The sequence below is a fragment of the Methanofollis formosanus genome, from assembly GCF_019633745.1.
Classification (GTDB): Archaea; Halobacteriota; Methanomicrobia; order Methanomicrobiales; family Methanofollaceae; genus Methanofollis; species Methanofollis formosanus.
Genome location: NZ_CP037968.1, coordinates 1,574,161 through 1,593,737, shown reverse-complemented (window position 1 = coordinate 1,593,737; position 19,577 = coordinate 1,574,161). Strand labels below are relative to the sequence as shown.

General features: G+C 61.7%; 22 protein-coding genes. 6 read left to right on the top strand and 16 right to left on the bottom strand.

Translation table 11 applies throughout. The features are described 5' to 3' along the window. Positions 1-10: 10 nt before the first annotated feature. From glmU (E2N92_RS07220) to E2N92_RS07175, 10 genes are all read right to left on the bottom strand, one after another. Positions 11-1,162 carry a bifunctional sugar-1-phosphate nucleotidylyltransferase/acetyltransferase gene (gene glmU / locus E2N92_RS07220; RefSeq protein WP_220680538.1) on the bottom strand — a complete coding sequence of 384 codons (1,152 nt, stop codon included), beginning with the start codon at positions 1,160-1,162 and terminating at the stop codon, positions 11-13. 9 nt (positions 1,163-1,171) lie between these two features. Then, entirely contained in the window at positions 1,172-2,371 is a 1,200-nt protein-coding gene (gene glmU / locus E2N92_RS07215) for a bifunctional sugar-1-phosphate nucleotidylyltransferase/acetyltransferase (protein WP_220680537.1), read from the bottom strand. Next, positions 2,371-3,630, bottom strand: a complete 1,260-nt coding sequence (locus E2N92_RS07210; RefSeq protein WP_220680536.1) for a phosphopentomutase/phosphoglucosamine mutase — start codon at positions 3,628-3,630, stop codon at positions 2,371-2,373. Before E2N92_RS07210 ends, glmU (E2N92_RS07215) begins: the two co-directional genes overlap by 1 nt. Positions 3,631-5,311: 1,681 nt before the next feature. Then, positions 5,312-5,917 carry a hypothetical protein gene (locus E2N92_RS07205; protein ID WP_220680535.1) on the bottom strand — a complete coding sequence of 202 codons (606 nt, stop codon included), beginning with the start codon at positions 5,915-5,917 and terminating at the stop codon, positions 5,312-5,314. 7 nt (positions 5,918-5,924) lie between these two features. After that, complete coding sequence (locus E2N92_RS07200; protein WP_220680534.1) at positions 5,925-6,533, bottom strand: cyclase family protein; 609 nt, start codon at positions 6,531-6,533, stop codon at positions 5,925-5,927. After that, positions 6,523-7,185 (bottom strand): protein-L-isoaspartate(D-aspartate) O-methyltransferase, encoded by a 663-nt coding sequence (locus E2N92_RS07195; RefSeq protein ID WP_220680533.1) that lies wholly within the window; start codon positions 7,183-7,185, stop codon positions 6,523-6,525. The genes E2N92_RS07200 and E2N92_RS07195 overlap by 11 nt, the downstream gene beginning before the upstream one ends. A 4-nt stretch (positions 7,186-7,189) precedes the next feature. Continuing rightward, entirely contained in the window at positions 7,190-8,299 is a 1,110-nt protein-coding gene (locus E2N92_RS07190; RefSeq protein ID WP_220680532.1) for a SufD family Fe-S cluster assembly protein, read from the bottom strand. Beyond that, positions 8,284-9,015: an ABC transporter ATP-binding protein gene (locus tag E2N92_RS07185; RefSeq protein ID WP_220680531.1), complete on the bottom strand. Its 732-nt coding sequence runs from the start codon at positions 9,013-9,015 to the stop codon at positions 8,284-8,286. Before E2N92_RS07185 ends, E2N92_RS07190 begins: the two co-directional genes overlap by 16 nt. Before the next feature lie 43 nt (positions 9,016-9,058). After that, complete coding sequence (locus E2N92_RS07180; protein WP_220680530.1) at positions 9,059-9,217, bottom strand: hypothetical protein; 159 nt, start codon at positions 9,215-9,217, stop codon at positions 9,059-9,061. Positions 9,218-9,250: 33 nt separating this feature from the next. Further along, on the bottom strand, positions 9,251-10,372 hold the full coding sequence (locus E2N92_RS07175) for a hypothetical protein (RefSeq protein WP_220680529.1): 1,122 nt from the start codon (positions 10,370-10,372) through the stop codon (positions 9,251-9,253). Between the two features lie 258 nt (positions 10,373-10,630). Between E2N92_RS07175 and E2N92_RS07170 the strand changes: the two genes are divergently transcribed. Genes E2N92_RS07170 through E2N92_RS07155 form a run of 4 tightly spaced genes read left to right on the top strand, consistent with a single transcriptional unit; the run spans position 10,631 to position 13,181 of the window. Next, complete coding sequence (locus tag E2N92_RS07170) at positions 10,631-11,128, top strand: hypothetical protein (protein ID WP_220680528.1); 498 nt, start codon at positions 10,631-10,633, stop codon at positions 11,126-11,128. Between the two features lie 59 nt (positions 11,129-11,187). After that, a complete protein-coding gene (locus E2N92_RS07165) occupies positions 11,188-11,658 on the top strand; it encodes an L-2-amino-thiazoline-4-carboxylic acid hydrolase (protein WP_220680527.1) in 471 nt (156 codons plus the stop codon). A gap of 44 nt (positions 11,659-11,702) precedes the next feature. Further along, a complete protein-coding gene (locus E2N92_RS07160) occupies positions 11,703-12,230 on the top strand; it encodes a nucleoside-triphosphatase (RefSeq protein WP_220680526.1) in 528 nt (175 codons plus the stop codon). A 27-nt stretch (positions 12,231-12,257) separates the two neighbouring features. After that, positions 12,258-13,181, top strand: a complete 924-nt coding sequence (locus E2N92_RS07155) for an ROK family protein (RefSeq protein ID WP_220680525.1) — start codon at positions 12,258-12,260, stop codon at positions 13,179-13,181. Between the two features lie 428 nt (positions 13,182-13,609). Here the strand turns inward: E2N92_RS07155 and E2N92_RS07150 are convergent, their stop codons facing one another. The 5 genes from E2N92_RS07150 to E2N92_RS07130 all read right to left on the bottom strand — a co-directional run bounded on the left by E2N92_RS07150 (position 13,610) and on the right by E2N92_RS07130 (position 16,337). Next, a complete protein-coding gene (locus E2N92_RS07150; protein ID WP_220680524.1) occupies positions 13,610-13,816 on the bottom strand; it encodes a helix-turn-helix transcriptional regulator in 207 nt (68 codons plus the stop codon). 6 nt (positions 13,817-13,822) lie between these two features. Next, the gene (locus E2N92_RS07145) at positions 13,823-14,524 is read right to left on the bottom strand and encodes an ABC transporter permease subunit (RefSeq protein ID WP_220680523.1); all 702 of its coding nucleotides are present in this window, start codon (positions 14,522-14,524) and stop codon (positions 13,823-13,825) included. Continuing rightward, the gene (locus E2N92_RS07140) at positions 14,521-15,450 is read right to left on the bottom strand and encodes an ABC transporter ATP-binding protein (protein WP_220680522.1); all 930 of its coding nucleotides are present in this window, start codon (positions 15,448-15,450) and stop codon (positions 14,521-14,523) included. Before E2N92_RS07140 ends, E2N92_RS07145 begins: the two co-directional genes overlap by 4 nt. A 69-nt stretch (positions 15,451-15,519) precedes the next feature. Then, positions 15,520-15,933 carry a hypothetical protein gene (locus tag E2N92_RS07135; protein WP_220680521.1) on the bottom strand — a complete coding sequence of 138 codons (414 nt, stop codon included), beginning with the start codon at positions 15,931-15,933 and terminating at the stop codon, positions 15,520-15,522. Next, on the bottom strand, positions 15,930-16,337 hold the full coding sequence (locus E2N92_RS07130; protein WP_220680520.1) for a hypothetical protein: 408 nt from the start codon (positions 16,335-16,337) through the stop codon (positions 15,930-15,932). The genes E2N92_RS07135 and E2N92_RS07130 overlap by 4 nt, the downstream gene beginning before the upstream one ends. Before the next feature lie 54 nt (positions 16,338-16,391). Here E2N92_RS07130 and E2N92_RS07125 point away from each other — a divergent pair, with 54 nt between their 5' ends. Next, complete coding sequence (locus tag E2N92_RS07125; RefSeq protein WP_220680519.1) at positions 16,392-16,658, top strand: hypothetical protein; 267 nt, start codon at positions 16,392-16,394, stop codon at positions 16,656-16,658. Positions 16,659-16,863: 205 nt separating this feature from the next. Here the strand turns inward: E2N92_RS07125 and E2N92_RS07120 are convergent, their stop codons facing one another. Beyond that, the gene (locus E2N92_RS07120; protein ID WP_220680518.1) at positions 16,864-18,381 is read right to left on the bottom strand and encodes an MFS transporter; all 1,518 of its coding nucleotides are present in this window, start codon (positions 18,379-18,381) and stop codon (positions 16,864-16,866) included. A 428-nt stretch (positions 18,382-18,809) separates the two neighbouring features. On the opposite strand from E2N92_RS07120, the gene E2N92_RS07115 reads away from it, so the two are divergent. Further along, positions 18,810-19,199: a DUF2178 domain-containing protein gene (locus E2N92_RS07115; protein ID WP_220680517.1), complete on the top strand. Its 390-nt coding sequence runs from the start codon at positions 18,810-18,812 to the stop codon at positions 19,197-19,199. The last annotated feature ends 378 nt before the right edge of the window (positions 19,200-19,577 follow it).

The window sequence follows — 19,577 nt, the reverse complement described above, 5'->3', positions numbered from 1 at the left end:
TTTCAAGATTTTATATAATTCTTGCTCCGTCAGGGACTTCGCCATAGATCGTTTTTCCATCTTCCACCCCTGCACCATTGCCGATGATGCAGTTTTTGAGCACGCAGAATGGGGCGGTTTTGACATTGTCCCCGACGATGGCCCCGAACTTCGCCCTGATCAACTCGCCCTCGATGGAGAAGATGGTCTTGTACGGGACGGTGGTCATGTGATCGCCGAGGTGCGATCCCATCCCGACGACGGCGTCGGTGATCCGGGCGTGCGACCCGACTCTGACATCGTCGAGGATGAGGGAGTGTCCGATCATGGTGAAGGGTTCGATCTCGGCCCTGGCACCGATGCTGGTGTCAGGGAGCACAACGCAGTTGGGACCGATCGCGCAGTCCTCGCCGATCACCACCGGTCCGAGGATGGTGGTGTTCGGGCCGATGGTGGTCCCACGGCCGATGGAGACCGGACCCCTGATCACCACGTTCGACCCGATCGTCCCGGCGCGTTCCTGGGTGACGTCCCGGAGGAGGGCGGCGTTCAGTCTCAGGAGGTCCCAGGGGTAGATGGCATCCTGCCAGTCGGCGGCCCTGACCGCCTTGAGCGGTGTGCCGGCGGCGATCATGGCGTTGACGGCGTCCGGGATCTCGGTGGTCTCGAGATAGGCGAAGAAGCCGGGGTCGAGGGAGAAGATCCCGGTCGAGACGGTGAACCCGGGGGCTTCGTCCGGTTTCTCGATGACCCGCGTGACAAGGCCGTCTTTGATCATGAGCACCCCGAAGTTGGAGGGGTAGGGGTGTTCCCAGGTCAGGACGGCGTTCTTCTCCTGCATGATCCGTGCGATGGACGCCGTGTCGATGTAGTTGTCTCCGGGCAGGAGGAGGAAGTCCTCCGTGATGAGCGGGGCGGCGCACTGCAGGGCATGGGCGGTGCCAAGTTGTCGTTCCTGGACGACGACCCGCACCGGGAGGTCGAGGCTGTTGAGGTGCCTGATCACCCGCTCTTTCTGGTAGCCGACGACGACGATGATGTCCCTGATCCCGTTCTTCTCCAGTGCCCGCACGATGTACTCGAGGATCGGGCGGTTGGCCACCGGCACCATCGCTTTGGGCACCGTGTGGGTGAGAGGGCGGAGCCGTTTGCCCTCTCCTGCCGCAAGAATAACTGCCTGCATCTTCTTCACCTACCTGATGACGGTCCTGTCCTGCAGGGTCCCTTCGACGAGACTGTGCGGGCCGATAAGGGAATAACTCCCGATGACGCTGCCGACGTTCACCGAGCAGTTGATCCCGAAGAGGACGTGGTCGCCGATGATGGCCCCGAATTTCTTTCTCCCGGTCGAACGCCCATTGACCTTCACGATCCCGTGGTCGTGCCTGAGGTTTGCCACCTTTGTCCCGGCACCGAAGTTGCAGTGACTGCCGACGACCGAGTCGCCGAGGTAGTTGAAGTGCGGGACTTTGGTCTCGGCAAAGATGATCGAGTTTTTCACCTCGACCGAGTGGCCGATGTGACAGGAGTCACCGATGGTGGTCGAGCCCCGGAGATAGGCGTGCGGTCCCACGGTGCAGCCCTCGCCGATGATGCAGTCCCCCTCGATGTAGGTCCCGGCCTTGACGACCGAGTTTTTGCCCAGCACGAGTTTGCCGTGAACGACGACGCCTTCCTCGACGACGCCCTCGCGTACCTCTCCCATGCCGGCGAGCAGGGTGGCGTTGGCGTCGAGGAGGTCCCAGGGGGACCCGACGTCCATCCAGGTGCCGAGAGGATGGGCCCGAAGCCGGCCTTCCCTGATGTATCCCTCGAGGGCGTCGGTGAGTTCGTACTCGCCGCGCCCCGAGAGGGAGATGCCCTCGGTCCTGGCATAGATCTCCTGGTCGAAGAGGTAGACGCCGGCATTGATCCAGGTGCTCCTGGGGTGCTTCGACTTCTCCTCGAGCCCGGTGATCAGGTCGCCGTCCAGGGTGACGACGCCGTAGTCCTGCGGGTGGTCTGACTCGTGCACGCCCATGCAGGGGGCGTCCGTCCGGCAGAGGGTGGCAAGGTCGTCACTCTCGACGATCATGTCTCCGTTGAGCATCAGGAACCGCCCGGTGGTCAGGCCCTTCGTGGCCATCAGGGCGTCGCCGGTGCCGAGCTGGTGGCGCTGGGTGACATAGCGGATCGAGACGCCGAACCGGCTTCCGTCGCCGAACCACGCCCGCACTTCCCGCTCCCCGTACCCGACGACGAGCACGATGGCGGTGATCCCGGCATCCCTCACGGCGCAGACGAGGTGTTCGAGCATCGGGCGGTTGACGAGGGGAAGCATCACCTTCGGACGGTCGGCGGTGAGCGGACGCATCCGGGTGCCCTCGCCGGCGGCGAGGATGACACACTCCATCAGGCGTCCCTCCCCTGGCGTGCGGCCCGCAGCCGTTCTTTCCCGGTCTCCATCATCCGTTTTGCCGCGGCCGTGTCCCTGCCCTGGGCGGTGAACCGCACCTTCGGCTCGGTCCCGCTCGCCCTGACCAGACACCACCCGTCCTCCTCCTCGATCCTGACGCCGTCGGTCGGGACGGCGGCGCCCATCGCGGTCATCACCGCACGGGCGTCCTCGAGCCTGACCGAGTCGCGCAGGATCGGGTAACTGGGCATGGCGGCGATGGTCTCGGCGAGGTCCCACTCGCCGGCGATCTCGCAGAGGAGTGCGGCCGCGTAGATCCCGTCCGGGCAGAAGGAATTTTTCGGGAAGATCCATGCTCCTGACGCTTCTCCGCCGAAATCTCCCCATTTCAGGAGTTCTTCGGAGACGTAACTGTCCCCGACCGGGGTCCGCCGCACCTCGGCGATCTCTTCGATGGCCATCGAGGCGTCGGCGGTGGTGACGACTCGTTTTGCGCCGAGGTAATCGGCGAAGAGCATCATCAGGTGGTCGCCGCTGATGTACTGTCCTGCGCCGTCGAAGGCCATCATCCGGTCGGCGTCGCCGTCATGGATGATCCCACAGGCGGCGTGCTGGTTTCGGACCATGGCGGGCATGTACGGGAGGTGCTCTTCCAGGGGTTCGGAGGGCCTGACAAACCGACCTTCAGGGTTGGCGTTGAGGGCCAGGACGTGGACGCCCTCGTCGGCGAGGAGGCCGGGGGTGATCACGCTGCCCGCCCCGTTGCCGCAGTCGACGACGGCGTTCAACCCGTCGGGGATCCGCACGCTCTCGAGGATCGCTTTCTTGTGGACCGAGACGGCGTCGAGGGGGCGGACGTGCCCCTGCTCCTCCCACCCGGCCGGCCGGGCGGCTTCGACCGCGGCCTCGGTCTCCTGCTGCTGGACCGAGGTGAAGGCCGAGCCGTCGGGGTTGAGGAGTTTGATCCCGTTGTACTCCTCCGGGTTGTGGGAGGCGGTGACCATCACCCCGAGGGCGTGGTCGCGGGCGGCGCAGGCGACGGTCGGGGTGGGGGCGATCCCGCAGGCGTAGACGTCGGCGCCGGTCGAGAGTATCCCGGCGGTGACGGCGTCGGCGATGAGCGGTCCGGTGGACCTGGCATCCCTGCCGACGACTGCACTCTGACCGTTCTTTCCGACGGCAATCCCGACCCTGACGGCCAGTCCGGCGAATGCTCCTGAGTATCTTCTTCTGATCCCTGAAGAGCCGAAAAGCATGGGTGGTAATGGTCTGTCACAGGATATGAGGTTTCGGATCGGGCGCGCTGTCCGGGAGGAAAGGGGCTTTTGAAGGCCGGGTGGTGTCTCCCCCGGGTGCGGGAGGGTGGGAGAGATCCGGTGATCAGGGGACGGCACACTCTGATCATGACGCTTTCAGTTTTCATGACCCCGAAGATAGAACCTGGACGGGAGAGAGTACACCAACCTGTGCCGTCCCCGTCCTATCTTCTCGCGAAGTACCAGAAAAGACCTGTGACTGCGGGACGGCATGTTTGGATCGTCACGCCGTCCCGTTTTCGTGACCCCGAAGATAGAACTGGACAGGAGAGAGTACACCAACCTGTGCCGTCCCCCGCTCCATCTTCTCACGAGGCGGCGGGAGAGATCCGGTGATCAGGGACGGCACACTCTGATCACCACATCTTTCCCGCTGTCATGACCCCGAAGATAGAACCTGGACGGGAGAGCACCGATCCATTTTCTGAGGGGACACACCCCGTGCCGTCCCCTGCCCCATCCTCTCGCGAGACGGCGGGAGAGATCCGGTGATCAGGGGACGGCACACTCTGATCATGACGCTTTCAGTTTTCATGACCCCGAAGATAGAACCTGGACGGGAGAGAGTACACCAACCTGTGCCGTCCCCGTCCTATCTTCTCGCGAAGTACCAGAAAAGACCTGTGACTGCGGGACGGCATGTTTGGATCATCACGCCGTCCCGTTTTCGTGACCCTGAGGATAGACGTCGGACGGGAGCGGGCTGATCATTATTCCAGGGGATCAAGCGCCCTGCCGTCCCCCGTCCTATCTTCTCGCGAAAGAACAGAAAAGATCCGGTGATCGGGGACGGCACATTCTGATCGTCACGCCGTCCCGTTTTCGTGACCCCGAAGATAGAGCTGGACAGGAGAGAGTACACCAACCTGTGCCGTCCCCCGCTCCATCTTCTCACGAGGCGGCGGGAGAGATCCGGTGATCAGGGACGGCACACTCTGATCACCACATCTTTCCCGCTGTCATGACCCCGAAGATAGAACCTGGACGGGAGAGCACCGATCCATTTTCTGAGGGGACACGCCCCGTGCCGTCCCCCGCCCTATCTTCTCGCGAGACGGCAGGAAAGATCTGGTGACGAGGGGACGGCATGATCTGATCATGACGCCGTCACGTTGTCATGACCCCGAAGATAGATGTCGGACGGGAGCGGGCTGATTATTATTCCAGGGGATCAAGCACCCTGCCGTCCCCCGCCCTATCCTCACGCGAGAAGACAGAATGGTAGAGAAGATTCTTGGTGCGGAATTTGTTTAGCCCTATCCTCACGCGAGAAGACAGAATAGATTCGGTGATGAGGGGATGGCATGTTGTGACCTCCACACCCGCTCCCTCGTCGTGACCCCGAGGATAGAAGTGGGACGGAAGATGGCTGATCTTTTTTCGGAGGAATCACACTCCATGCCGTCCCCCGTCCTATCTTCTCGCGAGACAACAGGAAAGATCGTGCGATGGGAGACGGCACATTCTGATCGTCACACTGTCCCGCTGTCATGACCCCGAAGATAGATCCCGCACGGGAGAGGTGAAGATCATGAGGGCCCGGTGCCGCCCCTCGGCCATCTTCGTCGTAGGGTTTACCCCCGGCGCAGGAGTGCGGAAAAGAAAAGGAAAAAGAAAAAGTTCAGTTCCCGTACGGGCACCAGTGTTCGATCCCGAGGACCGTGGCCACCCCTGCGGTCGACGGGCCAAGAAAGATCATCGCTTTTGTTCCACGGGCCGCCTCGACCGTCGCCAGCCCCTCGTCTGAGATGATGCCAGGCCCGGTGACCAGGAGGACGTCGGCGTCCTCCGGTGTGACGGTGAGCGACGCTCCGAGCACTTCGGCGACCCCCTCTGCTTCGCCGACGAGATAGGCCTGTTTGCCTTCGAGCGTTGCGGCGAGTTCGGCGAGACATGGGGCATGGTGCGCCTGGTCGCAGGCGTTCATCTTTCGGTTGATGCAGAAGAACCCGGTGACGGCGTTGATGATCGCACAGGCCGCGGTCCGTTCGACCGGGCGCTTGAGCGGGGCCCCGTACATGAAGGAGATGCGGGTCGAGATCTCGAGGGGTTCGGTGGTGACGACGTGCCCGGTTCGGTCGCCGAAACGGGCCTCCACGCAGACTCCCCGTGGGTACTGGCAGAGCGGCCTGGTTGTGTTCCGGGCAAGGGCGACGATGCCGTCCTCGCACCCGGAGTCTTTGATCTGTTCTTTGAGTTCGGTAACAGCAGATGCGATCAGATTCATGTTCACCTCATGAGATGGGTTGGTCGGAGAGGATCACCCGTGCCGGCGACCCGTCGAGTCCTTTGAGCCTGAGTGGGAGTGCCGCCATATAATAGTCGCCTTCGGGCACGCCCGAGAGGTCGAGGAGTTCGATGATTGCCACTTCATTGCGCAGGAGCGTGCGGTGGACCGAACCGTCCCCGTCATAGGCTTCGATGGAGGGGGAGTCGATCCCGACGCAGGAGATCCCCTGTTCGACGAGGAAAGATGCCGCGTCCAGGGTAAGGTGGGGAAATTCTGGGTCGAACGCGGTTTCCCCTGAGAACCATGTCCTGAAAAGGAGGCGGTCGGCCTCCTCGACCTGTCCCTCCAGGTCGGCCCGTGTGATGGCGGTCTGCTCGCCGAGGTCGAGGACGCGGCACCGCCCGATCAGGCTGGCCGGATCGACCAGATCGATCGACTGGTCGTTTTTCAGATAATGGGAAGGGGCGTCGATGTGGGTGCCGGTGTGTGTCGAGAGGGAGAGGAGAGAGAGGAGATACTCCCCGTGATCTTCCTGCCTGAAGACCGGCGTCGGGTCGCCGCCAGGGAAGATGAGGATATCTTCGGTGAGGGCGCGGGTGACGTCATAGAACAAGGTCTCGCTCCTCCCATCCGTGTCTCCCGATGAGCGGGACAAAACAGACCGCCCCCCAGGACCGGTGGATGATCTCGTCGCCCTGCCGCGTGTATACGACCAGGAACTGGAGCTCGCGCCCGCCGACCGGGGCGACGAGTCGCCCGCCGTCGGCGAGTTGATCAAAGAGCGGTTGCGGGACCGAAGGCGTGCCGGCGGTGATGATGATGGCGTCGAAGGGGGCGTGGTCGGGGAGGCCCAGCGTCCCGTTCGCCGCGACCACATGGACGTTCTCGGCGCCGACCTTTGCCAGGTTCTGCCGCGCCATGACGGCGATCTCGGGGAGGCGTTCGATGCTCCAGACCTCGCGTGCCAGTTTCCCCAGGATGGCCGCCTGGTACCCGCTCCCGCTCCCGATCTCGAGCACCCTGTCCTCAGGCCCAACCTCAAGGAGTTCGGTCATCACGGCGACGATGTATGGCTGGGAGATCGTCTGTCCGCTTCCGATCGGGAGGGGGTGGTCGCCGTAGGCCGCCGCCCTCAGGCCGGGGGGAACGAAGAGATGGCGGGGAAGATCGCGCATGGCAGAGAGGACTCGGGTGTCCGATACCCCCCGCGCCCGGATCTGGCGTTCCACCATCTGGTGGCGTTCATGCGTGAACTCCTCGCTCATTTCTTCAGAACCCCGATTCTGCGGCGTCGATCGCGGCGTCGATCTGTTGCTGGAGCACCGGCGGCAGTCCTTCGATCCTGACGTCGAGGAAGCCGCGGATGATCGTCGCTGTCGCCTCTTCTTCGGAGAGACCGCGGGCCATCAGGTACTCGATCTCGTCCTTGGCGATCTTGCCGACCGCCGCCTCGTGGGTGAGTTCGGTGCCGGTGACCTGCCCCTCGATCTCGGGGATCGCGTGGATGGTTCCATCTTCCAGGATCAGCCCGCGGCACTCGATGTGCCCTTTCGTCTCCTCGGTCGTGCCCTGCACATGCCCGCGGGAGATGACCGTCCCGCCCTTGGTGATCGCGCGGGTGAGCAGTTCGGCACTGCTCCCCTTGCCCTGGAGGACGGCGCGCGAACCGAGGTCGAGGTGCGAGCCCGGGTGGGCGACGACGATGGACGAGAACCTGGCCGTGGCGTTTTCTGCAAGCCGCGCCTCCGGGTACATCTGGACCCGTGACACTGGCTGCATGCAGATGTAGTTGGAGAGGAAGACCCCGTTCTCTTCGACGACGGCGGCGCTCCGCGGGTAGACCGAGATGTGGGGGTTCCAGTTGTGGATCATCGTCGAGGTGATCTGGGCGTCTTTCCCGACATAGAACTCGGTGATGCCGAGGTGCGAACCACTTTTGGCCCCGGCGGCACTCGCGCACCCGGAGATGACATGGAGCTCCGCGCCCTCCTCGGCGATCATGATGTTGTGCACCGTCTGGACCGGTTGGGCCGAGAGATACAGGCAGGCCTGAATCGGGTAGACGGTCCGAGTTCCCTTGTGGGCAATGACAACAACGCCCCGGGGTTTTTCCTGTTTTGCCACGTACTTTGTGTACTTGTCCTTGTCCTTCTTGACGGCGTTCCAGTACCGCTCTTCCATCCAGTCGTAACGTTCGAGGGCGTCCTGGAGGGCGATGACCTCGACTCCTTCGCTGGAGCAGGTGGTCTGGACGATCTCCTGGTCCATCTGGAAGAAACTCCCGCACCGGTTCTCGAGTCCGACCTCAAGACCGGTCTCGGTGAGCCGTTCTCGCTCGGATTCGGGCAGTCTGAAAAACTCGTTCATATCTGCTGGCATGCGAGGCACTCCTTGTAGCCTTTCACCTTGATAACATTCAGGATCTCGCGCGGGTTCCCGTGGCACCTGATCTGGCCGTCGATCATCACATGGCCGAAGTCGGCCTCGACATAGTTGAGGATGTGGCCGGTGTGCGTGATGATCAGGCCGCTCTTCTGGCGGTTGACGATGTGCTGGTCTTTCTGGAGGAGCTGGGCGATCGAGTGGCCCATCAGCGAGATGTTCTCCAGGTCGACCCCGCTCTCGGGCTCGTCGATCATCACGAAGTCAGGCCGTTGTACCATCAACTGCAGGGCTTCGCTCCGCTTGATCTCCCCGCCTGAAAACCCTTTATTGATATCGCGTTCAAGGAACCCTTCCATATTCACCGCACGGGCAAAGGCCGGGATGTCGCCGGTCTTCCCCCCGGATACGGCCTGGAGAAGTTTACCGAGTTTCAGGCCCGAGATGGTGGGAGGGCGCTGGAATAACATGCCGATACCCAGTTTCGCCCGTTCGTGAATGGGTGTGTGGGTGATGTCCTTGCCGTTGTAGACGATCCGCCCGTCGGTGATCTCGTAGTTGCCAAACCCCATGATGGTCATGAGGAGGGTGCTCTTCCCGGAACCGTTCGGTCCCATCAGGACATGAGTTTCCCCGTCATTGATCTGAAGGTCGATCCCATGAAGGACCTCACGGTCCCCGACTTTGACCTTCAGGTTCTCGATTTTGAGCATGGGTATCTCTCCAGAGTATGTCAGGCGGCGGGGATAAATACAGTTATCGTGTCCTGGCAACACTTTCACCCCGCGCCCGGTCCAGGGTCATATACTTCCCCGTCGCCAGCATGAATATGGAAGACACGACTTTCTCTGCACTTGCACAGCGGGCAAAGGCATACCCGACGGTCCAGCGCAGGAACCAGATCTCCAGGGTCATCTGGAGGGCCCGGTCACAGGGCCATGAACCGGTCTATGCCGGGAGTGGGTGGTCGAGGAGCCACTGATAGGTGCCGGGCCGATCGTGGCGGTGCTCGACGATGTAGTTGTAGACTCCGGCGATCAGGTCGTACCGCTCCACGTCGCTCTGGTAGGCACTGAGGTTCTGGTTGTACGCCTTCACGTCCCTGTTGAACGGCATCACCTCTGCGTTGTAGCCTGCAGTGTCTCCGGTCTCGAGCAGGGCGGTGATCGAGGTCTTCTCTTCATGCAGTCTCTCTTCGAGGTTTCTGAGTGCCTCGGAACGGCGGGCGATCTCCTCATTGAGTGCTCCGACGATTTCTTTTGCCTCCTGTTCTCGTACGATAATGTAGGCGGTCTCGGCACTGCTGCGATATCTGGCGGTCCCGTTCCCGATCCCGATCACCTGGGGTTCCCCGGTGAGGGTCACCCCGCCGGCGAGGGAGATAGGGACGGCTCCGACGAAACTCCGGTCGGTCGTCTCGATATAGGCGTATCCGGTCTGCCCGAAGGTGTTGCTGTCGCTCGCCACGCCGACCGCCATGTGGCCGTCGTCCACGAAGTTGAAGAGGACAACGTCGTAGCCCGCCCTGGAGAGAAGGGCCGCGAGCAGGAGACTCTTATCGTCGCAGTCCCCTTTCCGTTCGGCGACGGTCTCGATCGGGAACTTTGGCGGGGTGTCGGGAGGATGGACCTGGTACGGGATCGCCTGCACGAACGCGGTGATCATCTCAAGGTACCGGTCAGAGTCGAGTTTCTTCTCGTCTCGCACATTTTCGAAGGCTCTGAGGAGTCCGACGTACAGGTCTTCCTGATGGGGGTCTTCAAGAAAGGCCTGATAGTATTCGGCCATCCAGACCTCGTCTGCGAGGTCTTCGTAGAGAACGGCGTTTTTCGACCCTTCCCGTGCGCCGCCGTACACCGCGGCGTCGACCGGCATCTTCAGGTGGTATTGCTCTTTTTCGAACGAAAAAACGAATTCTGCGGGATCGAGGTTGTCGTTTCCGGCAACCGGCGTGATGGACGGGTATACTGCCGCCGGTCTGAGGAAAGGCACCACTCCCGAGACAATGAGGACACTTGAACAGAGCAGGGCGATCACCACGATGCCTGCCCACTGTGGTATGGTACGCATGCTTCACGTCTCCCCCGGTATATGTATGGCGTGGGAGTTCTTGAAAACCAATATATATATCTATCTCACTCGTCCGGCCGGGATGATCTGATTATCGAGAGAGAACGGGATTTGATGGACAGGAAGATCCTGATGAGGCCTCGAAGCGGGTTCAAGGGACTGTTCGGCTAGAGTCTATTTATTTTCTGGTAATATTTATATCCGGTGCGAGATGTCTCTGGTGCACCGTCGGAAGGTGACGGTGCTGAGGTGTGAGCGATGGTTGAGATAAACCAGATCCCGGCGGAGGTCCGCTGGAGCCTTGCGACGCGGGCGATGACGGCAGTTCCGATCGCATATAGCCGGGCGGTGCGGAGACGGTTTGGGAACGGCTTTGAGGACCTGGACGAGGAGGTCTGGGAGGAGATCGGAAAAAGTCAGGCAGGCCTGGCGCGTGCCTTCAATTTTCCGCTCAGGGATGCTGGAGATGTTGCCCGTGCATTTGGAGCTCTTTCGACACTTCTTCTTGGGCCGGAACTCCAGGGTGAGATGAAGGTCGCTGCGGACCGGGATTGTGCAGCGTTGTATACGACGGCATGCCCGATGGTCTCCAGGGCCCGCGAGATCGGTGAGGAGACACCGTCGCTCTGTCCGGCCTGCCGGACATACACCGCGACGGCGGTGGCCGCGCTGAATCCAGAGTATGAGGTAACCTACCGGAGCGGGATCTGCGTCGGCGACCGGAGGTGTGAGATGAGGATCGAGCCGCGGCGCTGATCCGCCGGATCTCGGAGATGGTCTCTGTGGGGCGCGACCTGATCGAGGAGATCCCGCCCATGGCGCGATGGCGGATTGCAGCGCGTGCGGCCTCTCTCCTGCCGGCCCTGTACGCCCGTGCGCTCAGGGATGAGAGAGGGACTCCTGAAGAGCGGGAACAGATGGTCTGGTACGCCCTGGGACAGGAGGTGAAAGCGATCGCCGCGACCTTCGGTTTTCCGACCGGTACCGCCGAAGAGGTCTGCGAGGCCTTCAAGGCGGGTACGAACATGATATTCGGGCCTGACTTCAGGATCTCGGTCCTGGAAACATCTGATGAGACGGCGACTCTCATCATGAAAGGTTGTCCTCACCAGGGGACGTTGCGTGAGGCCGGTGCCAGTGGGGAGACCGGGTTCTCATGGTGCCTGCCCTTCGCTCTTGCGGCGGTCGAAGCCCTGAACCCGGCTTATAGCCTGCGTTTTGTCCGTGCCAGGTGTATGGGGGACAGCCAGTGCGAGATGACGGTCCGGAGAGAAGAGGAGAAGTGATCGATGTATCCAGGAATGTTTAGAGGGCACAAGGAGGCAGTGTCATGAAAAATCTGCTGGTCACCGGCGCGCCGGCGGCGGGGAAGACGACCCTGGTGCGGCGGGCAGTCAAGGGTCTTCCGGGAGTTGTGGGATTCTATACCGAGGAGATGCGGGAGCGGGGCGAGCGAACCGGGTTTGAACTGGTCGGTTTTGACGGCCGCAGGGTACTTTTTGCCCATATCCACTCGATCAGCCACCACCGTGTCGGGCAGTATGGCGTCGATCTCGAGGCGTTCGATGTCTTCCTCAAGAGGACGCCCTTCGACCGGCCTGATACCGGTCTGGTGGTGATCGACGAGATCGGAAGGATGGAGTGTCTCTCGGAGCGTTTCAGGGACCTGGTGACCGATCTCCTCGACGGCCCCGTCCCGGTGGTGGCGACGGTGGCGCTGCGCGGCGATCCGTTCATCGAGGAGGTGAAGGCCCGGCGTGACGTGGAAGTGACGGTGGTGACCAGGGAGAACCGCGACGCCCTGCTTCCCCGGTTAAGACAGTCGGTCGCAGTTCTTATGGAAGGACAAAAGCCCTGATATGCTCTGCGGGGTAAGGTCTGGTGGATGGAAGGTACGTCCGTCATTGCGGTGGATCTCGGGGCGACTCACTACCGTGCGGCCCTTGTCACCGCCGATGGCTGTGTGAGTGGTTTTGTACAGGGGGATACCCCGCGAGAGGGGGTGTCGGGCGAGGTGGTGACCCGGGCGGTCGGGGACGCGGTCGCCTCGGTCCTTGGCCAGTCCCGCGCTGCGGCGATCGGGGTGGCCTCGGCCGGTCCCCTCGACCTGGTCGGCGGCCGGGTCGTCTGCTCGCCGAACATGGCTTTTGATGAGGTGCCGCTGGTCGGTCCGCTCTCCGAACGGTTCGGCCTGCCGGTCAGGCTTCTCAACGACTGCCGGGCCGGGGCCCTGGGCGAGCGGTGGCGCGGAGCCGCACAGGGCGTGGACGACCTGGTCTACCTGACCCTCTCGACCGGGATCGGTGGGGGTGCGGTGGTCGGTGGGCGCCTTCTGTTGGGCAGGGACGGGAATGCCGGCGAGGTCGGTCATCTCTTTGTGGACGCCGGGTACGCCCTCCCCTGCGGGTGCGGGCATCGTGGGCACTGGGAAGCCTATGCGTCGGGTACCGGCATGCCCCGGTTTTTCGCGGCCTGGCTGGCAAAAAAAAATCTTCAAAATCCTTCCTTTGACACCTCGTCCAGTCGGGGGATCCTGGGGGCGGCGGCGCGGGGCGACCCGCTGGCCGGTGCGTTCATGGACGCCCTCGGCGAGATCAACGCGCGGGCCCTCTCAGACATCATCATCGCCTATTCGCCCGAGATGATCGTCCTGGACGGCCCGATCGCACAGGCCCACGGCGATCTTTTGATCCGGCATATCGTTCCACATCTCGATCGCTACCTCCCGACCCCTGCGATCATGGTCAGTCCTCTCGGTGGCCGCGCCCCGCTCCTGGGTGCGGCGGCCTATGCTCTTGGGCTCAGGTGAAGGGGCTCCTTCGCGGCACCATTCTTTGCGAGGATCTGGAGGTCATCCGCTTCCCGCAGGTCGGGCAGAGGGGCACGTCACCTCGTGCCGTCCCCCGCCCTATCTTCTCGCGAGACGGCAGAACAGATGCGGTGATGGGGGGACGGATGTTCTGATCATCACGCTGTCTCCTTTTCATGGCCCCGAAGATTGGAGCGGGACGGGAGAGGGTCGATAAATTCTCAGCGGGATCATCCTGCTCCGTGCCGTCCCCCCTCTCCTCTTGCGAAAAGGCAGAGCAGATCATCTGAAGGGGGACGGCATGTCTGGATCATCACGCTGTTCCATCGTCCCGACCCCGAAGATAGAACCCGGACAGGAAAGGCCTGATGATCTCAACGGGTTTTCTTCCCGAGATCCCGGTTGACGCGGGGCTCTCTCCGTATTCCTCACTCGAGATCCTCTTTCCCGAAGACGAAGACCTCTTCGATCGGCGCCTCGAGTTCGCGGGCGACCCGCCAGGCAAGGCGGAGAGAGGGGTTGTACTTCCCCTTCTCCAGGAAGACGATCGTCTCCCGCCGCACCCCGACCCTTCGAGCCAGTTCTTCCTGGGTGAGACTGAGGCGGGCCCGATATTCACGCATCCGTGTCTGCATCCGGCATCACGGGATGGTGGTCACGATCCGCTCTTTGTTCAGGAACCTCGTTGCCCAGGCGATAAAGGCAAGGAGGGCCGCGGCGACGGCGGTCAGGACACCGACCGTCCTCCACCCGACCCCCATGGACAGGTCCATGAGCCCGTTCACGAGTGAAAAGGAGAAGATCACCAGGAAGATGATGATGACATTGATGATCTGGTTCTCCTTCATCCCGAGAAGGAACTGGACAAAACCCAGGCCGCCCACCGCGGCGGCGATGAACGCCGGCACCACCACCAGGAGATGGACGACGATCGGGAGAGAGGGGAGAAGGGTCTTCCCGCCGAGGACGGAGGTCGCTCCCGTGATCAGCGCAGCACCGACAAGCGTGAGGGCGTAGGCCGGGACGACCGTCCCGATGACCTTCCCGGCCCAGAGGTTCCTGAGCGAGAGCGGGGTGCAGAGGAGGGTCTCGATGGTGCCTTCGGTCTTCTCGCGCAGGAAGACCAGGCCGGTGAAGATGTAACCCAGGAAGACCCCGACGATCACCGGGAGCGTAAAGAGCGCCTGGTCGATCGAGGCATTCCCGGCGGCGCCGAGGGTCAGGACCGCCGGGGCCATCGTCAACGAGAAGATGACGACGACCACGATCCCGGAGATGACTGTCTGTTTCGACGTGAGGATCGACCTCATCTCTTTCCTGGCCACGGTCATGACGCCGCTCATGCCGATCCCTCCGCCTGGTGCACGGCCGCAAGATAGATCTCTTCCAGGGACTGCTGTTCTTTTCTGACTTCTTCCACGGCACAGTCTGCCATGACCAGTGCCCTGACCGCCGCTGCCGCGCTCTCGCCGGTGAGAACGGCGGTGACGCTCTCACCCTCTTCTTCGACTTCTTTGATGCCCGGCATGCCCCGCAGGACCCCGGCGGCCCGTCCGACTGAGTCCGGGTCGCCGAGGACGACTTCGATATGGGTGCCTTCTTCTCCTTCTCGAAGTCTCTGGACGGTGTCGAATGCCCGGATACGCCCCTGGTGAAGGATGGCGACCGATGTGCAGACCCGCTGGACTTCGTCGAGGTTGTGCGAGTTGAGGAAGACGGTCATCCCCTCTTTCTTCGAGAGGTCGAGGATGAGATCGCGGACCATCCGTTGCGCTTCGGGGTCGAGGCCCGAAGAGGGTTCGTCCAGGAAGAGGACCTCGGGGTCGTGGAGGACAGCCCGCGCGATCCCGAGTTTCCGTTTCATGCCGGTCGAGAAGGTGCCGACCAGACCGTCCTTGCGCTCTTCGAGGCCGACGAACCCGAGCATCTCCGCAACTCTCTCGTCGGGGTTCTCCAGGTCGTAGAGCCTGGCAAAGTAGTCGAGGTTCTCCTGTGCGGTGAGTCGGTCCGAGAGTCCGTTGTTCTCGAGGAGCACGCCGATCCGCCGCCGCAGGGGATCGTCGGCCCCCAGGTCCCCGCCGAGGACCTGTGCGCTTCCTGCATCCGGACGGAGAAGTCCCAGGACGCAGCGGACCGTCGTGGTCTTCCCGGCACCGTTCGGCCCGAGGAATCCGAAGACCTCACCTTTTTCGACGGAGAATGAGATCCCCTGCAGGACCTCTCTCCCGTTGAAGAGCTTTTTCAGATTTTTGACTTCAATGATGCTCATAGAGTGCTCCTTTTCTGGTGGTGTGTTCTGATGGAAGAGAGGGCGATGGTCGCGAGGGATCTGGAGTTCTCAGTCATCGCTTCCGCCTCTCTGCCGGGATGAGATCCTGATCACGCCTTTTTCTGTCACCATAAAGATGAGAACCCCGGCGATCGCCGCGACCGGGAGGGAAAAGAGGGCATGCAGCTTTGGGTCGCCTGCCGTTGCCGCCCAGAGGACGATGAAGACGGCGATCGTCGCCGATCCCGCGGCAAACCCAACAGACCATGCTCTCCTGACGATGTCTGCCGGGAAAATGGCCATCTCGTCCAGGTATGTCTGTCGCAGGGCCGGGAGAAAGATCCCGATCATGCCGCCGAGGACCAGGGCCAGGGTGACCGGACTCATCTCGTCGACGACGTCGAGCCAGACGAGGGTGAGGCCGAGCCATGTCACAAGGAGGCCGGCGGCGCTGACGATGAACCTGCTTCGCGTGAGGGTCATTCCACATCGCCCTTCTCACTGTGCTTCCATCTGAAGAATGTCGCACTGATACCCATAGTATACAATATGGCCACAAGCACAGCTGTGGCCTGTAGTTCAATGATACCGGTGAAGTCAATGCAGAGGAGGATCAATGCGAGCCAGAATGTGATGATCCACGAGTCGGAAAACGTCGCCCTCTGGATTTTTCTGTCGCGCTCGTCCGGATCCTCTGCATCTTCTTTCCGCGATCTGAGATAGATCCCGGTCATACTCGTGACGATCAGGGCCACCCCCGCCACGATAATGAAGAGGGCAATCCGCGGCTGATCCGTAAAGACGGTCCCGGCGGGTATCGCCGCGGTGATGAGGAGAAGTCCTGCGACAAGGCCGATCCAGGGGTTTACTCTTCTTTTTTGCTTCATTCCATATCACCCCGTCTGGAGAGCCTCCAGTGGAAGGCGAGGGCCGTGCACCCCATGACGATGATGGCGCTCTGCAGGTCGAGAACCGGCGTAGTCGACGATGTCGACGGCCACGAGGAAGACGAAGGCGGCAAACCACGACCCGGTGATCCGCCGGGCCGGGATCGATCTGTTCCTCTCGTCGGGAGGTTCCTCCTCCTTGAAGATGACCCTGAGGGGGTGAGGAAGAGGATGAATATCCCGACGGTCAGGGTGATCCAGTCAAGGATCCCTGCATGCGGCCCTCTCTGTCACTGCCCTAGTGATGTTATGGATCTCTAACATCCTCTATTTGAGGATTGTGGTGGATTTCTAACAAAGGTGTTGAATCGGGCATGAACCCCGGGCTCAAGCATACGCGATTGACCATGATCGTGGGTCTCTGGAGTAGGCATGGATCCGTGCTCCCTCTTCGAAGCAAGAGATCAAAGAGGACCACTATCGAATTGCCGCCCCTGTCTATCCTCGTCGTATTCACACAATGGCCCTAATATGTCTCCTCTTCCTCCCAGACCGGTCTGCGCCGCCGCTTCTCCTTCTTCGGCGGTTTCAGGTACTCGGAGACCGGTGGACTTGCCATTATGCGCAGCCCGCCCGCGGTGGAGAGGTTGCGCATCTCCCGGCGCACCTCGGTGAGAAGTTCGTGGACGACGATCCGTTTCTTCTCCTCCCCCTCCTCCCTGACAAAGGAGAGGCGGTGGAGGGAGTAGAGGCCGATGAGGAAGGCGAAGAAGAAGAAAAAGTCCCAGTGCTGGAAGTCGAGGGGCCGGAGGATGAGGACGCCCGAGGGATCGCTGAAGGTGATGGTGAGGGCGACCTCACGTGAGGCGAAGAAGTCGACGAAGATCCCGCCGAGGGCCGGGGCGATCCCGGCGGCAAGATAGGTGGTGATGCTCGAGGCCATCAGGTATGCGGTGGCCTTCCCCTTGGGTGCGAGTTTGAGCCCGATGTAGTTGGTCGAGAGGGTGACGCCGGCGGTCGAGAGACCGGTGAGGATGTGGATGGCGATGAGGATGGGTACGGTGAGGATGTAGGGGTCGGGGAGGGTGGTGAAGGTCCAGCCGATGATGGCCAGGATGAAGATCGGGCCGCTGATCTGCAGGACCGACTTGTGGCTGAAGACATCGGCGACTTCCCCCCAGACCCTGAAGAAGATGATGGAGACGATCTGGCTCATCACGGCGAGGGCGATCACCCAGGAGATGTCGAGACCGATCCGCTGGAGCATGTAGACGGTGAAGAAGGGGGCGGCGAGGTTGATGGCGAAGTTCCAGGAGCCCAGGAATATGAGGAGGTTCTTGAAGTTTCTGTCCGCGAAGGGTTCCTTGAGCACCTCGCTGAAGTCGGGCTTCTGGTCTTCGCCAAGTTCCGGTTCCGGCGTTCTGGCAAGGAAGATGACGCCGATCAGTCCGGCGATGCATCCGCCGAAGAAGAGCAGGGCATAGGCCGTGACTTCGCCTCCCGGTTCGACCTTCCAGGCGTCGACGAAGAGAGCGGCGACAATTGAGAGCGGGACCGCGAGGGCGGTCGAGATCCCCATCCGGCGCGAGAAGAAGGCCCCGATCTTCTGCTGCGGGATGAGGTCGTGCATCCAGGAGTTCCAGGAGCAGTGGGAGATCGAGGAGATGGTCGAGTAAAGGAGCATTGCCCCGACAAGCACCCAGACGCCTGAGCCGGTGCCGAAGAGGAAGGGGATGGCGGCGATGAGCAGCCAGACCAGTCTGGCGGCGGTCGAGGCGGTGACGGTGATGAGTCGTCGGTTCCGCACTTTCCTGATAATATAGACCGCCGGGACCTGGAGGAGTTCGGCGAGTGGGGGGATGGCGGCGAGGAGACCGATGACGGTGTTGGAGGCGCCGAGCTCCAGGGCGAAGGCGACGAGAAACACCCCGCCGGTGAGGGTGACCATCGCCTGCGTGGCGAGGCCGTCCCAGATGACCATCGAGAGCCCCTGCTTCTTCTCGCTCTTGCTCAACGATGGTTTTGGTTTGAGGTCCGGGAACATCGGTGCCGCCCCCCGCGGCTTCCCGGTGAATAGGTGTGGTGCTATGAAAAGGTTGTGAATGGATCGATTCGTCCGTGTTCGCGGTGATCCGGGGTTCTGGGTTGGGGTCCGGTGACCGCGCCCCGGGCGCGAGGATCAGACGTGCCGCCCTCCATCATACGATCTTTCCTGCCGTCTCGCGAGAAGATAGCCGAGGGGCGGCGATTGAACAAGGTCTCCATCGACTCTCCAGTCTTGAAAAAGAGCGATCAAGCGACGATAAATTTTCATCTGGTGTGCTTGAGGTTTGCTTTAACTTTAGGGGAGATTTTAATATGGCCCTTTCTTGGCAGGCCGGATCAGAGGGGGTTTTGGTGATGCCGACACCCTGATATGTTGGGAATATCTAACTTGATGTTAGATATTTCAAACTTCAGAGGATCCGTATCATGGACAACAAACAGTTCAAGATTGTGAAATTCTTCATCGTCATCGCCATGGGCGCCGGGATCGGGGCGGCGGTGGCGGAAACGTCGCCGCTCATTGCGATCGCCGCCTGGTTTGCCGGTCTCTTTGCCATCCTCCTCCTTCGAAAACGGTATGTCCGCGGCGAGGTGGAGAAGGACGAGATGACCGGGATGATCGCGGGGAAGGCGGCGTACCTGACCGTCATGATCGCGGCGCCCGCGCTTGCGGTCGGTGGGATGGCGCTCATCGCGGCCCGTGAGGTCCTGCCCGCGTACGAGATGGCCGGATATGCGATGGCCTACACCTCGGTCGGGCTTCTCCTCCTCCAGGTCATCTTCGTGACGGTTTTTTACCGGAAGATGGCGGACTGAACCAGGGATGCTTCCCCTGGTTTCGGCCCTGTAGAATTTTTCATGAGGCGAACGCACGTCTCAGGCATACGGGATGAAAATATCATCTCAGAACGGGATCGATTCTTGACCCTCGTCCTTACGAACGAGGAGTGAATCGAAGTCGAGCATCATGCCGCCCCCCGGCTATCTTCGTCGTGGGGGTTCCGGGGGGCACGGCCCCCCGGCGCGAGATGGCAGGAAAATCTCGACGATTGGGGGCGGCTGATCCATCAGAAGAATTTTCTCTCCTCTGCGTATCAGCTTCAACGGGATCGAGTGAGTTCAAACTCTCATGAAAACCGAAAGAGAGGATCGTCTGGATCATTTTCATGGTAATTCAGCACGGGGCGAGAGAAC